This is a genomic window from Shewanella phaeophyticola (genome assembly GCF_025398315.1).
In the GTDB taxonomy this organism is placed as follows: Bacteria; Pseudomonadota; Gammaproteobacteria; order Enterobacterales; family Shewanellaceae; genus Shewanella; species Shewanella phaeophyticola.
Genome location: NZ_JAODOQ010000001.1, coordinates 1214768 through 1229612 on the forward strand (window position 1 = coordinate 1214768; position 14845 = coordinate 1229612).

Here is a 14845-nt window from a genome sequence, read left to right on the forward strand (position 1 = left end):
AGCAGTGAAACAGAAATGATCAAATAATGATTGCGAAAGATTGTTGTGAAGGACGATGAACGCGAACAGTGGACACAAAAAAAGCCTCTTGACGAGGCTTTTTGTGATCAACAGATTAAGACGAACAGTACTACCATTTCTTTTTAGGCTGAAACAGCATGTCGATATCATCACCTTCTTTTTTCGGTGCTGGCGTACTTGGTTCTGTACGACGTTGTGCGCCCATAATTTCATCGAGCAATTGCTTTGCTTCATCAACTTTACGGGCAATAAATGGATCGTTTGGGGTTTGCGCTTTAATGGTGTGTAAGGTGTTTAATGCTTTGGTCACCATTTGTTTACTCGAGCCATATTGCTTCATAAAGCAGGCGGCTCGAGCACGGCTTATCATTGACTCAACGTTAATTCGTAGTTGCAAATTATCGATGCGCATTTCTTCTTCGGCAAACACCGTAGGGTCAACTTTTCCTTTATTATGCTCAGCACGCAATATTGCTTTCAGCTTTTTAAGCGTTTTGACTAATTCAAGGATTTGTCTGTCGTTATCGGGCAAGCGAAAGTTTTCGACTGCTGGAACTTGGCTTGGTGAATTTGACACTGTGGTGACTTGTGCTTTGATATCACCTAGGCGACGTTCATAGTCTGATTTTAATTGACCGCTAGCATGAGTTAATGATTGTTCCAGTGCGTCTTGAATGCGGCGGTAAAGTACTAACATGATATGGCTGGAGCAAGGTGCCATACCTGTGTTAGACAAGACAGCGTCGGTTTCGTCAATAATGGCACGTTGACGAGATACTTCAATACGGCGTTCAGCTTCTGCACGCTCTTTTTGTTGTTGGACAATACTAAAACCAATGATGAGTAATAGCAGTGCACCAATAAGAATTAATACTACAATTAAGGACATAAAGGTTCCATTCTATCTTTCATATCACATTGTAAAAACAGCCAATAATCATGGCTAAAAAGGCATTTTAATGGGTAATCAGATTGATTAGCAAATGCCATCAAAATTACCCTATATCTTAGCGTATGTAATTACAGCTGTCGTTGAATAATAAGTCGTTTTGGTGATAATTCATTAAACAGATCAATTAAACCTTTTATCTAATATCGATATCGCATTTTTGCACGGCTTTTTACTTGCTCGTTATTACTGTTTATATTATATTTCACATTAAGTATAACGTTTCGTCATAGTTGAACAGTGGTTCTACTTTGGTGAACCCGAACGATTGAATACTATTCCAATATTGTGTGAATAGCTAAAGGTCAATCAAGGATAAAACCATGAAGCTGCAGCAGCTAAGATATATTGCAGAAGTCGTTAAACATAATCTTAATGTATCTACGACCGCTGAAAACCTTTATACCTCACAACCTGGTATAAGCAAGCAAGTGCGTATGTTGGAAGATGAGCTCGGGATCCAGATATTTGGTCGAAGTGGCAAACATTTAACCCATGTGACACCTGCAGGTCAGCAAGTTATTGATATAGCAAATGACATATTAAGCAAAGTTGACAGTATTAAAAAGGTATCTGAAGAGTACACCAAGCCAAATCAAGGCGAGTTGAATATTGCTACTACAGATACACAAGCGCGTTACGCATTGCCGCAAATCATTCGTGAATTTATTAAGCGTTATCCCAAAGTCAATTTACATATGCATCAGGGTACGCCGTCGCAGATCAGCGAGCAAGCAGCCAGAGGGGATGCAGACTTTGCGATTGCAACAGAAGCGATGCATCTGTATACCGATTTAATTATGCTGCCTTGTTATCACTGGAATCGCTCTATTGTGGTTAAGCGCGATCACCCGCTTGCAAGCAGAACAACAATCAGCATAGAAGATTTAGCTGAACACCCGTTAGTGACGTATGTATTTGGTTTTGACAAAGCCTCTGAAATTGAAAAGTCATTTAATCGCGCAAATTTAGATCCTCGAGTGGTGTTTAGTGCGACTAGCGCAGATGTTCTTAAAACCTATGTCAGACTAGGACTTGGAGTCGGGGTGATTGCTTCTATGGCGATTGATCCCGCCGTTGATACAGATTTAGTTGCGATTGATGCCAGTCATTTATTTGCTCACAGTACCACTAAGATTGGTTTTAGGCGGGGCAGTTTTTTACGCAGTTACATGTATGACTTTATGCTGCATTTTGCGCCTCATTTAACCCGTGATGTAGTCGAAAAGGCGGTCGCATTGCGCGATCAGCAATTGATTGACGAGATGTTTGCCGATATCACTTTGCCAGTACGTTAATCCTGACGTAATAAAAAACCTCGCCGCGGCGAGGTTTTTTATGTCTGAGTCGTGCTGGTTAATTAAAGTTAGTCAGGTGCAAAGCCTGAAGGATCAATTAACTCACCATCTAAAAACGCGTTACCGTCAGTCATTGTTAATCGACCTAAGCTGAACCACTTTACCACTAGTGGGTATATAGCGTGTTCTTGCTCGTGCACACGTTCCGCTAATACAGAAGCATCTTCACCAGGGTAAACAGGGACTTTAGCCTGTAATATCACAGAGCCTGAGTCTAACTCTGGGATCACAAAATGCACACTGGCACCGTGTTCACTATCACCAGCATCAATGGCGCGTTGATGGGTATTTAATCCGGTGTATTTTGGTAATAATGATGGATGGATATTGATCATCTTACCAAGAAAACGGCTGACAAACTCATCAGTTAAAATACGCATAAATCCAGCGAGTACAATTAAATCTGGCTGGTATTTGTCTATCGCCGCCAACAAACGAGCATCGTATTCGCTACGTGACTCGTTTTTGTAAGCAATAACGCAGCTGGTATCAATTTCGCTATGGTGAGCGCGAATTAAACCATAAGCATCCGGTTTGTTACTGATCACTCCGACAACATCAGCGTTTACGTTATCGTCACAGCCATCAATAATGGCTTGAAGATTACCGCCAGCGCCAGAAATAAGCACAACAACACGACAGCTTTGGCTCATTAGATGATCTCCACTTGCTCTTCGTCATCTTGACGAGTCGCAATTTCACCAATTAACCATGCGTTTTCACCTTCAGCTTTAAGCAATGCTAATGCCGCATCAACTTTGTCTGCTGGCAGCGCGATTATCATGCCAACACCACAGTTAAAGGTTAGGTACATTTCGTGTTGAGCGATGTTACCGTTTTGCATTAACCAGTCAAATACTACAGGCCATTTCCAAGAATCACCTTTGACGATTGCTTTACAATTTTCTGGTAATACGCGAGGGATGTTTTCCCAAAAGCCACCGCCAGTGATGTGCGCCATGGCATGGATTTCTGATTGCTCAATCAGTTTTAATAATGGCTTAACATAAATTTTTGTTGGCTCAAGTAAGTGGTCAATTAGTGGCTTACCCGCAAGATCTTGTTTAGGATCAGCTTGGCTAACTTCTAACACTTTACGAATTAACGAGTAACCGTTTGAGTGAGGATCACTAGAACCTAGTGCAATTAGCGCATCGCCCGCGTTTACTTTAGTGCCATCGATAATGTCTGCTTTTTCAGCGACACCAACACAAAAACCTGCCAGATCGTAATCTTCGCCTTCGTACATGCCTGGCATTTCAGCGGTTTCACCACCAATTAATGCACAACCAGACTGGAAACAACCTTCAGCAATACCATTAACCACAGAGGTTGCTGTATCAACGTCAAGTTTGCCTGTGGCGTAGTAGTCAAGGAAGAACAATGGCTCTGCACCAGATACGATTAAGTCATTAACGCACATAGCAACTAAATCAACACCAACTGTGTCGTGCTTTTTATAATCAATGGCTAAACGTAACTTAGTACCAACACCATCAGTACCAGAAACTAATACAGGGTGTTTGTATTTAGTAGGTAATTCGCAGAGTGCGCCAAAACCGCCTAAATTGCCCATAACTTCTGGACGGCGAGTGCGTTTTACCGCAGATTTAATGTTGCTGACTAACGCATTACCTGCATTGATATCAACGCCGGCGTCTTTGTAACTTAGGGGGTAGGAGTGCTCACGGAGGATCCTCTAGGGTACATCGTTTTATGGAATTTTATGCGGCAGTATTCTATCAGTTTGTCTCATTGGTCGAAAGCCATGTTTTTACTTTATCCTCAAAAGAAAACGATGAATTGCCTATTTTTTATTGGTTTAGCTCACGATTTACTGCAATTTTGAAACTTTATGTTTTATAGATGGGATAAATCGACTAACATTTGTCAAATTTGCCTGAAAAGTCGGAAATCTAGGAGAAAGAAATGAAAGTCGTTGAAGTTAAGCATCCTCTGGTTCGTCATAAAGTCGGTTTGATGCGTGAAGCGGATATCAGCACCAAACGATTTCGTGAATTGGCCACAGAAGTGGGCAGTTTATTAACCTATGAAGCAACAGCTGATTTTGAAACTGAAACAGTAACCATTGATGGTTGGAATGGTCCAGTCAGTATTGAGCAACTAAAAGGTAAAAAAGTCACTGTAGTGCCTATTTTACGTGCGGGTCTCGGCATGATGGACGGCGTATTAGAGCATATTCCGAGTGCACGTATTTCAGTTGTAGGTATTTACCGTGACGAAGAAACACTGCAACCTGTGCCTTACTTTGAAAAAATCGTTAGTAATGTAGAAGAGCGTATCGCATTAGTGGTTGATCCAATGCTTGCCACTGGGGGGTCAATGATTGCGACTATTGATTTGTTGAAAAAGCGCGGTTGTACTTCAATTAAAGCATTAGTGCTTGTCGCTGCTCCTGAAGGGATTAAAGCGTTAGAAGAGGCGCACCCTGATATTGAGCTTTACACAGCAGCAATCGATGAATGCCTTAACGAACAAGGTTATATTTTACCTGGTTTAGGTGATGCGGGTGATAAGATATTTGGTACTAAATAGCACCATTACGATGCGGTAAAAAAATGGGAGCCAGTTGGCTCCCATTTTTTATGAGTGAAAGTTATGAGTGAGTGGTTACAACACCATTGCGGCTATCCAGCCAAATACAAGTAACGGGATGTTGTAATGCACAAATGTAGGGATAACACTGTCGCGAATATGATCATGTTGGCCATCAGCATTAAGACCCGCAGTCGACCCTAAGGTCGAGTCTGATGCTGGCGAGCCGGCGTCACCCAATGCTGCAGCTGTTCCTACCAACGCAATCGTTGCTGCAACCGAAAACCCAAAGTTGAGCGCTAATGGCACGTAAATAGTCGCAATAATCGGAATCGTCGAAAACGAAGAACCAATGCCCATGGTAATCAGTAAGCCCACAATCAACATTAGCAGAGCAGCTAAGGCTTTATTGTCGCCAATAATGTCACCTAAAGATGTCACTAAGGTGCTGACTTCACCGGTAGATTTCACCACTGCGGCAAACCCTGCAGCGGCAATCATAATAAAGCCAATGCTAGCCATCATATGAACGCCTTGATTAAACAAGTCTTTACTAATGTCTTGTTTAATAATGCCTGAAAAACGAAAGATGATAAATCCGCTTAAGGCACCAAAAATCATTGAGTCGGTTTGCAGTTGAACAATTAAGGTCACTACAATGGCCGATATTGAAATGATAATACTTTTGCGGCTAATAACCGGTGTTTCTGTGTCACTCATCACCGGCTGCTCAATCATGTATTGTCTTGGTTTACGGTAACTAATAAATATGGCCGTTAATAAACCACATACCATGCCTAATGCCGGGAGTAACATGGCTTGGGGGATCTGTGAGTTGACAGCATTTAAGCCGTTGGTATTTAAGTTAGCCAACAAGATATCGTTTAAGAAAATACCACCAAAACCTATTGGTAAAATCATGTAGGTAGTAACCAAACCAAAGGTTAAAATGCACGCAATAAGACGACGGTCGATATTGAGTTTAGAAATAACGTGCAATAACGGTGGAATGAGAATGGGTATAAAAGCGATATGGATCGGTAAAATATTTTGCGAAGACACCGCCATCGCTAAAATCGCCACCAATAATAGCCAACGTACCATTTGGGTATTGTTATTATTAGGCTCTTTACCCAGTTTTTTAATAATAGAATGCGAGATTAACGTCGTTAAACCTGAGTGTGACAGTGCGGCAGCAAAAGCGCCTAATAATGCGTAACTTAACGCGATTTGTGCACCGCCCCCTAAACCATCATTAAAGGCTGCAATGGTTTGATGGATATCTAATCCACCGACTAAACCCGCAACAACTGCACTGATGGTTAATGCTACCACCACATTGATGCGAATAAAGCTTAAAAACAACATTAAGCAAACCGCGATAACAACCGCATTCATAATCGTAATTCTTTAAAGTAAATGAGACGGCTATTTTTGACCGCTCGATAGTATTTGTCCAGCGCAGATGAAATTTTTAATCGTTGGTGCAGGTTTTTAATGAATAGCTGAATGTTTTTAATACAACTGAGTCAGTAATCAATGATGATTATTGGGCGTTATCAGTAGAATGTCGCACTTGTGTATTAATAGGTCTACATAGATTTTGAAGCTCTTGATAATGATTTTGTCACACGGCACTATTATATTAGTGACTCTGCATGTTTCATTTTTCAGCAGGTAAACTATTTTCAGATGAAATAGCTTATAAGTCTGTGAAATTAACTGTATGGTATATGACTGAATAAGTACCAAAGGTATAAATATTTGAGTAATGGATGACTATGAAAGAATCTTTGTGCCTTTGTAGCATGTAAAAAGCCATTAAATGGAGATTGATAATGAGCGTATTAGTAGGCCGTCCAGCCCCAGATTTTACAGCCGCAGCCGTTCTTGGTTCTGGTGAAATTGTTGACACATTTAACCTCGCTACCGCAATTAAAGGTAAGCCAGCGGTTATTTTCTTCTATCCACTTGATTTTACTTTTGTATGCCCATCAGAGCTTATTGCTTTTGATCACCGCATGGAAGAGTTCACTAAGCGTGGCGTAGAAGTGATTGGTGTTTCTATTGATTCCCAGTTTACTCATAACGCATGGCGTAACACTCCAGTAGACAAAGGTGGTATTGGCCAAGTTAAATACACCCTAGTTGCTGACGTTAAGCATGAAATCTGTAAAGCGTACGATGTTGAACATCCAGAAGCGGGTGTTGCTTTCCGTGGTTCTTTCTTAGTAGATAAAGAAGGCCAAGTACGTCACCAAGTGATTAACGATTTGCCATTAGGTCGTAACGTTGATGAAATGATCCGTATGATCGACGCGCTTCAATTCCATGAAGAGCACGGTGAAGTTTGTCCAGCAGGCTGGTCAAAAGGCGAAGAAGGTATGACTGCAAGCACTGAAGGTGTTGCTGCATACTTAAAAGATAACTCTGCAAAGCTGTAATGTTAAGAGTTTGAGCCAATAAAAAAAGCTGCTTCGGCAGCTTTTTTATTGGGTGTATATTTCAATTCTACTCATTTTAATACAGGCCGTAATAAACATTGGCTGAAATCGATGGATACCCATTTTAAAATTGGTTGGTATAGGTATTTTTCTTGAGTTCAGGCTGTTTACTCTGTTTCAGTATTTTCGGCATCAGCACCGATAAGTGGCCAGCCACCCAGCGCTTTCCAACGATTAACGATATGACAAAATAACTCTGCAGTACGTTCGGTATCGTAAAGGGCAGAGTGGGCTTCTTTATTATCAAAATCAATACCCGCCATCTTACAGGCTTTGGCCAGTACGGTATGGCCAATAGCTAGTCCTGCTAATGTTGCGGTATCAAAGCTTGCAAATGGGTGGAACGGTGAACGTTTTAAGTTATTACGCTCAATTGCCTGGTTCACAAAACCCAAATCAAATGCAGCGTTATGAGCCACGATAATACTGCGATGGCAATCAGCGGCTTTTTGGGCTTTTTTGACTTCTTTAAATATTTCTAAAAAAGCCACTTTTTCACCAACAGCCCCCCGAAGCGGGTTAGTAGGATCGATACCGTTGAACGCTAAGGCTTCGGGCTCTAGGTTTGCACCTTCAAAAGGCTCAATATGAAAATGTAAGGTTTTGTCGAGTTCAATAACCCCATCACTGTTCATTCTCAACATTGTGACGGCAATTTCGAGCAACGCATCGGTTTTGGCGTTAAAACCTGCGGTTTCAACATCAATAACCACAGGGAAGTAACCACGAAAGCGGTGTTTAAACTTGTTAGCGTCACAAATATCAGTCATTACAGTCTTTATCCTCAATTGATATCATTTTCAGAGCAAATGATATAAGCCGAGTATTATGCGCAAACTGACGCGCAGTGTCATGTTTGATTGTGTTTTTTATCGGCGATTAACATGATTGTTTGCTAAAGAAAGCCTTAAACAGGCCGATAGTTACTATGTAATCGGTATAAAGGGTGTTTTTATGTGGCGAAAACTGATGGTTCTCACAAGTTTGTGTCTTTGCTCAACGGCTCATGCCGATTTGAGACATTATGTTGCGTCTCTTGAAAACTCAGCATGGCGTGTGGGTGAAAATAACCCAATCGAATGTCGTTTAGAGCATGACATTCCTGATTACGGTCGCGCCGTGTTTACCAGCATTGCAGGAAAAGAACTCAATTTACAATTTACTTTAGATATGTGGTTAAAGCCTGATTCTGTGACTAATGCAACGCTAATCAGTCGAGCGCCTAGTTGGCGACCTGGGCATAATTCTAAAGAAATTACTCAATTAGCTTACCAGAAGCAATTTAATGGTGAAGTACCAAAAAAGGCTGCGTGGTCAATGTTGACAGAGTTAAGCCAAGGTATGGAGCCAACATTTTATTATGCCGATTGGTACAACCCTAATTCTAAAATTGCGGTGGGGCTGTCATCTGCCAACTTTGGTGGCAAGTATCGTGAGTTTCGTTCTTGTTTAGCTAATTTATTACCCTACAGTTTTGATGATATTGCGTTTACGGTACTTAATTACCAAGAGGGGGGCGTGGAGTTAACTCGCTTCTCAAAAATGCAATTACAAAAAGTACAGCGTTACTTGTCATTTGACCCTGAAGTGGAACTTGTCCTGATTGATGCTTACACCGATAGTTATGGTGGCCGCTCAGTAAACCAAAGGGTGTCAGATAAGCGTGCTGACTCCGTTAAAGATATTCTTATTGCCAGTGGTATTCCTCAAGAGCGTATTCACACCGAAGGCCATGGTGAAAAACGCCATGTGGCGGCCAACGATCTCGAGCAGGAACGCCAAATAAACCGTCGTGTGGTGATTAAGATAACGAAACCGATATAGCTACGCTTAACGGCAGATGTAAAAGCGATATACATAAACCCAAGCAGTTTACTGCTTGGGTATTATTTTGCCTGTTGACCAAGGTGTTATACCAACACGCATTATACCATTTCCATTAATTATGTGACCAATCAGAGTCGCTCAGACTGTTCAGTTTGAGGCGCATTGCTGAAATAATGGTTATTCCCTTCTAAGGCAATGCAACAAAGAAATGGACTGTCTGAGCGCCTCCTGCAAGGCGGGTTTCTGTGCCTTCTATGCTGCTTAATAGTATTTTGACGTAGAGCAACTATGCCTACAATCCTATTACTTGCCTAGAAGGCACAGAATTACCGCTGAATGACCAGATAATTAGTGGAATTGGTATTAAAATTTGCTCTTTTAGCGAAAATGATCAGTGAGGTATTCGAGGCAGCCTTTTGAAGACATAGTCGTTCTCGGCAACTGCTCCTGCGTTGCTCTATCTCCTGCATCCATGCAGTCGTCGGCAACTGCTCCTGCGTTGCTCTATCTCCTGCATCCATGCAAGTCGTACGTTAAGAAAGGCAAACAAAGAAGACCACTCTGATAAATTCGCCCTTTGGGGCTGTGTCACTCCCCCATTACTGCTTCAAATGACTTTGATGTAGAGGACTACACCTACAGTCATTTTCATTGTACAGACCCTCTGTAACCATCCCTTATGTAGATCATATTCTAATAAGGATTAATGGAATGCACCCTCTCTATCTAATCGGCTTCAAATTAGCCATGTTGGTTGATGATAAAGTAACCAACAACAGTACAACCAATAACAGTAAGAGAGAGTATTAAATGGAGGGCGACAAAAAAAAGACAAAAAAAACCCACTTAATCCAAGTGGGCTAAATAATTTGCAATCAACAAATTTAAGGAAGGAAGTCAAGCATAAGAACTAGGGTAAACTGAGGTATTGGGTTACATCAGTTTGGCGTTCTTGGTTTTCAACATCTGAATCGGATGTGTCCTGAAAACAAGGCTATATTAGAATTAAAAAGTGGATTCAACAAACTAGAAAAATTATGACTTAGCATTAGTAAAACTAATGCTTGTTGTGGGGTGGTAGTTTAGTGAATCATGCTTAATCGCTTGTTATAGTGGTTTGTTAGATTGTTATACATATCTTGTGCATAATTAGTCGGATTAATAAATTGAGGTTAGTGATAATATTTAACAATTGACGAGTTAGCTATTTGTGGTTGCGCTATTTTATTTAAAATACACTCTGAAAAGCCAACGTCCTTGTTGTATTGCTCTATAAAAAATGGGATAGAATTGATTAATATCTCATTGATGCATTGATGCTGTTATTACTGCAGGTTTATCTATTGTGAACGGTTAAACTGTCGCTGTACGATTAACTGAGGTTGATTGTCATTAGTATGAAAAAAGAAATGAGGAATATAGGAGGATATTGGCCATTAGCATGCGGAATGAATTGCCTTATATCGCCTTAGTGTTGGCTTACCCCAATCGATGATGAAAATGGCAATTACACCCAAATATTGTTACTGAGTTATTGGTTATAACATGAGGTTTAATCGTACTTTTTTGTGTAAACTTTTGTTAATGGTTTGGGGGAATACATTAATAAAGCTTCATCTATTACCGTTCCTGAGGTTTTTTGTGTGTTTTAGCGCATTTTGAGCAAAATAAAGTCCTTTTTTCCCCTTAGGCATTATTCACAAGCGTACATCTACTCGGTATAGTAAGCCAACTTTTGTCTGTTAAGAATTCGTATTCTGATTATGTTTGTTTTACCCATATCAATTTACTATGAAGATACCGATGCCGGTGGTGTTGTGTACCATTCAAACTACTTGAACTTTTTGAAAGGGCACGGACACAATGGTTAAAAGCGATGGGTATTCGCCAAGCGCAATTGTTGGTGGAAGATATTGCTTTTGTCGTTAAACATGCCGATATCGATTTTCGTAAAGCAGCAAAATTTGAACAAGACTTATTGGTTGAATCCAAAGTCGTCGAATTAAAAAAAGCGTCTTTGGTGTTTCACCAACGCTTAGTTGATCATCAAGGTGATTGCTATTGTGAAGCGACAGTCGTTGTCGCGTGTATATCTTTGTCACGAATGCGTCCCCGCGCTATTCCCCTAAATATCGTTCAGGAGTTTGACAGTGCACGCTGAAATTTCATTTATTGGTTTGTTTTTAGAAGCCAGTGTGTTGGTAAAATTGGTCATGTTGACCTTGTTGGCATTATCAATTGCCTCTTGGGCTGTCATTATCCAACGCAACAAATTGCTCAGCTCAGCAAGAGTTAAAGCATTACGCTTTGAAGATACCTTTTGGTCTGGTGTTGATTTAAACCGTCTTTATAAAGAACTCATTGCCCGTGGTAATGCAATATCAGGCTTAGAGGCGATGTTTGTTGCTGGGTTTAAAGAATATACCCGCTTGAGTAAAGTTAACAGCAAATCACCAGAAGCGGTGATGGACGGTACTTCGCGTGCTATGCGTGTGAGCTTGTCACGTGAGATGGAAAAATTAGAACATCATTTACCTTTATTGGCCACGATTGGCTCAACCAGCCCATATATTGGTTTATTTGGAACGGTATGGGGGATCATGAATTCGTTTATCGCATTAGGTGCAGTTGAAAACGCGACGCTAGCAATGGTTGCTCCTGGTATTGCAGAGGCGCTAATTGCCACAGCAATGGGCTTGTTTGCGGCCATTCCTGCCGTTATTGGTTACAACAGATTCTCGACTCAAGTTGAAAAGCTTGAGAGCTCATACGCCAACTTTATGGAAGAATTCTCAAACATATTGCAACGTCAAGCGTATAGCGAGAAGGAAGCTGTTTAATGTATCAGCGTAAACGTCGTCGTCCGGTTGCAGAAATCAACGTGGTGCCTTATATCGACGTGATGTTGGTGTTGTTAATTATTTTTATGGTTACAGCGCCAATCGTATCGCAAGGTGTCAAAGTAGAGTTGCCGCAAGGTAATGCAGAAACCCTGCCACCAGACAGTAAGCCGCCTATTGTTGCCTCTATTGATGCTGCAGGTGAATACTTTTTAAACGTAGGCAGTAGCTCAAACTCTGTCGCGATGGATTTAGAGCAAGTGTCTACTGAAGTTGGTGCGCTTATCATGCTGGAACCGCAAAGGCCGGTAGTGGTAAAAGCGGATCGATCTATACCATATGAAAGCGTGATCCAATTAATGATAAGCCTACAAGGTGCTGGCGTCCCTGCGGTTGGGCTTATGACCGATTCACCGAAGGAGAAATAGGTGGCTGGAAAATCAGATTTAACCGTACCAGTCTCTATTTCTGCTGGTATTCATATTGGCTTTATTGTCATTCTTGCCTTAGGGGTAAGCTTTGATGATAAACCTAAACAAATGCAAACGGCAGCCAGCGCACCTGCCGTTCAAGCTATTGTGATTGATCAACAAAAAGTAAATGAGCGAGTTGAGCAATTAAAGAAACAAAAGCAAGATGCATTGCAGCAAGAAAAAACTCGCCAGGCAGAGCTCGAGCGTAAAGCCTTAGAAGCAAAGCGAGAGCGTGAACGTGAACAAGAGAAAATTAAAACATTAGAGATCCAGCGCAAACAGAAAGAAGCTGAAACTCAAAAAGCGAATGATGCCGCTAAAGCCGCACAGGTAAAACAGCAACAAGAGAAAGAACGTGCTTTAAAAGCTGAAGAAGTGCGTAAGCAAAAAGAGCGAGAACAAAAAGCGTCTGAAGAAGCCGCCAAACAAGCCGCTGAAAAACGTAAGCAAGAAGAAGCTGCGGCTAAAAAAGCACAAGAAGAGCGCCAACGTGCTGAAGATGAGCGTAAGCGTAAAGAGGAAGCCGAGCGTAAACTACGCGAAGAAGCGGAGAAAAAACGCCAAGCAGCTGAAACCAAAGCACGCCAAGAGCGTGAAATGGCCGAAGCCATGGCTGCAGAACAAGACTCGTTGTCAAAAACACGTAATAGACAAGTGTTGTCTGAAGTTGATAAATACAAAGCGATGATCATTGCCACGATTCAACGTAACTTAGTGGTTGATGAATCAATGCGTGGTAAAAGTTGCCGAGTCTTTATTCGCTTAGCCGCAGACGGGTTTGTGACCACGGCGCAGACACTAGAAGGTGACCAGGTCGTTTGCCGCGCGGCAAAAGTGTCGATAAATAAAGCGAGCCGTTTACCTGTTTCACCGGAACCTGCTGTTTATCAACAATTAAAAGAAATTAATTTAACGGTTTCACCAGAATTTAATTAGTATTAAACGTAATGAGTGATGGAATTGAGTAAAAGGAGTCGCATGAAGAATTTGGCTAAATGGTTAACACTAGTACTTATTGTGTTAACGGCACCTGCTCGCGCAGCGTTAGATATTGTGATTACAGAAGGTGTGGATGCCGCAAGACCCATTGCTGTAGTGCCTTTTGTTTGGCAAGGTGCAAGGCCTGCTCCTGCGTCTATTTCTGATGTAGTGACCTCTGACCTTGCTCGCAGCGGTACTTTTAAGTCGTTAGACGTAAGAGCATTGCCACAAACGAGTTTGTCATCAGTGAACGGTTTTGCTGCGCAAGATTGGGCTAATGTCGAAGCGGAAGCGGTTGTTGTGGGGGCTGTAAAGCCTTATGGGACAGACCAGTATTTAGTGAGCTTTGAACTGATTGATTTAGTGAAAGCGCAGAATGTGATCACTAAAGGCACTTCCGTCAATAACAGTGAACTTCTACTCGAAAGCCGTGAAACGGTCATTAGTGCTAACCAATTTAGACAATACGGTCATCGTATTAGCGATATTGTTTATGAAAAATTGACGGGCATTCGTGGTGCATTTTTAACTCGCATTGCTTATGTTGTTGTTAAGCAAGGTCAAAAAGCGCCTTATCATTTGATGATTGCTGATTATGACGGTTACAATGAGCAAATGTTATTACGTTCGCCAGAACCATTAATGTCACCAACATGGTCGCCGGACGGTCGTCGTTTAGCGTATGTCAGTTTTGAGAACAGAAAAGCTGAAATTTTTGTACAAGACATCTACAGTCAAACGCGTACTATGGTGAGTAGCTTCAATGGGATTAATGGTGCCCCGTCATTTTCTCCTGATGGAAAAAAGTTAGCCATCACGTTATCTAAAGACGGTCAACCTGAAGTTTATGTGGTCGATATTGCGAGCAAAAGTTCACAACGCATCACAGATCATTATGCGATTGATACTGAGCCTTCATGGTTCCCAGATGGTAAATCATTGTTATTTACCTCTGAGCGTGGTGGTCGACCACAGTTATATCGCGTGAGTTTAGATACAAAAAAAGTCTCTCGTATGACATTTGAAGGCGAATGGAACCTTGGTGGTTCAATTACTCCTGACGGTCGTAGTATGATTTTTGTAAACCGTACTAATGGTAAGTTCCACATTGCTAGAATGGATTTAGCGACACGCTTTATGCAGGTGCTTTCATCAACTCAGCTTGATGAATCGCCAAGTGTTGCTCCCAATGGCACTATGGTTATCTATGGTACAACCCATCAAGGTAAACAAGTATTAGCTGCTGTTTCTATGGACGGCAGATTTAAAGCAAGATTGCCTGTCGGCCAGGGCGAGGTGAAATCACCAGCATGGTCTCCGTTTCTCTAAATAGATA

13 protein-coding genes and 1 pseudogene are annotated in these 14845 nt (G+C 41.5%); 9 read left to right on the forward strand and 5 right to left on the reverse strand.

Going from position 1 to position 14845, the window contains the following annotated elements; all coding sequences use genetic code 11:
- Positions 1-130: 130 nt before the first annotated feature.
- Positions 131-910 (reverse strand): hypothetical protein, encoded by a 780-nt coding sequence (locus tag N4T56_RS05670; RefSeq protein WP_188920454.1) that lies wholly within the window; start codon positions 908-910, stop codon positions 131-133.
- A gap of 383 nt (positions 911-1293) precedes the next feature.
- On the opposite strand from N4T56_RS05670, the gene cysB reads away from it, so the two are divergent.
- Positions 1294-2268 carry an HTH-type transcriptional regulator CysB gene (gene cysB / locus N4T56_RS05675; RefSeq protein ID WP_261732530.1) on the forward strand — a complete coding sequence of 325 codons (975 nt, stop codon included), beginning with the start codon at positions 1294-1296 and terminating at the stop codon, positions 2266-2268.
- A 68-nt stretch (positions 2269-2336) separates the two neighbouring features.
- Here the strand turns inward: cysB and purN are convergent, their stop codons facing one another.
- Both purN and purM read right to left on the reverse strand, forming a co-directional pair.
- A complete protein-coding gene (gene purN, locus N4T56_RS05680; RefSeq protein WP_261732531.1) occupies positions 2337-2981 on the reverse strand; it encodes a phosphoribosylglycinamide formyltransferase in 645 nt (214 codons plus the stop codon).
- Positions 2981-4024, reverse strand: coding sequence for a phosphoribosylformylglycinamidine cyclo-ligase (gene purM, locus N4T56_RS05685; protein WP_261734753.1), 1044 nt, complete (start codon positions 4022-4024; stop codon positions 2981-2983). The genes purN and purM overlap by 1 nt, the downstream gene beginning before the upstream one ends.
- Before the next feature lie 233 nt (positions 4025-4257).
- Between purM and upp the strand changes: the two genes are divergently transcribed.
- Positions 4258-4884 carry a uracil phosphoribosyltransferase gene (gene upp, locus N4T56_RS05690; RefSeq protein ID WP_188920446.1) on the forward strand — a complete coding sequence of 209 codons (627 nt, stop codon included), beginning with the start codon at positions 4258-4260 and terminating at the stop codon, positions 4882-4884.
- Positions 4885-4959: 75 nt separating this feature from the next.
- Here upp and N4T56_RS05695 read toward each other — a convergent pair whose 3' ends face one another.
- On the reverse strand, positions 4960-6282 hold the full coding sequence (locus tag N4T56_RS05695; RefSeq protein WP_261732532.1) for a Na+/H+ antiporter family protein: 1323 nt from the start codon (positions 6280-6282) through the stop codon (positions 4960-4962).
- A gap of 440 nt (positions 6283-6722) precedes the next feature.
- On the opposite strand from N4T56_RS05695, the gene N4T56_RS05700 reads away from it, so the two are divergent.
- On the forward strand, positions 6723-7328 hold the full coding sequence (locus N4T56_RS05700; RefSeq protein WP_188923326.1) for a peroxiredoxin: 606 nt from the start codon (positions 6723-6725) through the stop codon (positions 7326-7328).
- 167 nt (positions 7329-7495) lie between these two features.
- Here the strand turns inward: N4T56_RS05700 and rnt are convergent, their stop codons facing one another.
- Positions 7496-8158: a ribonuclease T gene (rnt, locus tag N4T56_RS05705; protein ID WP_261732533.1), complete on the reverse strand. Its 663-nt coding sequence runs from the start codon at positions 8156-8158 to the stop codon at positions 7496-7498.
- Between the two features lie 184 nt (positions 8159-8342).
- On the opposite strand from rnt, the gene N4T56_RS05710 reads away from it, so the two are divergent.
- From N4T56_RS05710 to tolB, 6 genes and pseudogenes are all read left to right on the forward strand, one after another.
- On the forward strand, positions 8343-9212 hold the full coding sequence (locus tag N4T56_RS05710) for a flagellar protein MotY (protein ID WP_188923259.1): 870 nt from the start codon (positions 8343-8345) through the stop codon (positions 9210-9212).
- Positions 9213-10975: 1763 nt separating this feature from the next.
- Positions 10976-11376: pseudogene (ybgC, locus tag N4T56_RS05715) on the forward strand (tol-pal system-associated acyl-CoA thioesterase).
- On the forward strand, positions 11366-12055 hold the full coding sequence (gene tolQ, locus N4T56_RS05720) for a protein TolQ (protein WP_261732534.1): 690 nt from the start codon (positions 11366-11368) through the stop codon (positions 12053-12055). Before ybgC ends, tolQ begins: the two are co-directional and overlap by 11 nt.
- The gene (gene tolR / locus N4T56_RS05725; RefSeq protein WP_261732535.1) at positions 12055-12483 is read left to right on the forward strand and encodes a protein TolR; all 429 of its coding nucleotides are present in this window, start codon (positions 12055-12057) and stop codon (positions 12481-12483) included. Before tolQ ends, tolR begins: the two co-directional genes overlap by 1 nt.
- A complete protein-coding gene (gene tolA / locus N4T56_RS05730; RefSeq protein ID WP_261732536.1) occupies positions 12484-13464 on the forward strand; it encodes a cell envelope integrity protein TolA in 981 nt (326 codons plus the stop codon).
- A gap of 42 nt (positions 13465-13506) precedes the next feature.
- Positions 13507-14838, forward strand: coding sequence for a Tol-Pal system beta propeller repeat protein TolB (gene tolB / locus N4T56_RS05735; RefSeq protein ID WP_261732537.1), 1332 nt, complete (start codon positions 13507-13509; stop codon positions 14836-14838).
- The last annotated feature ends 7 nt before the right edge of the window (positions 14839-14845 follow it).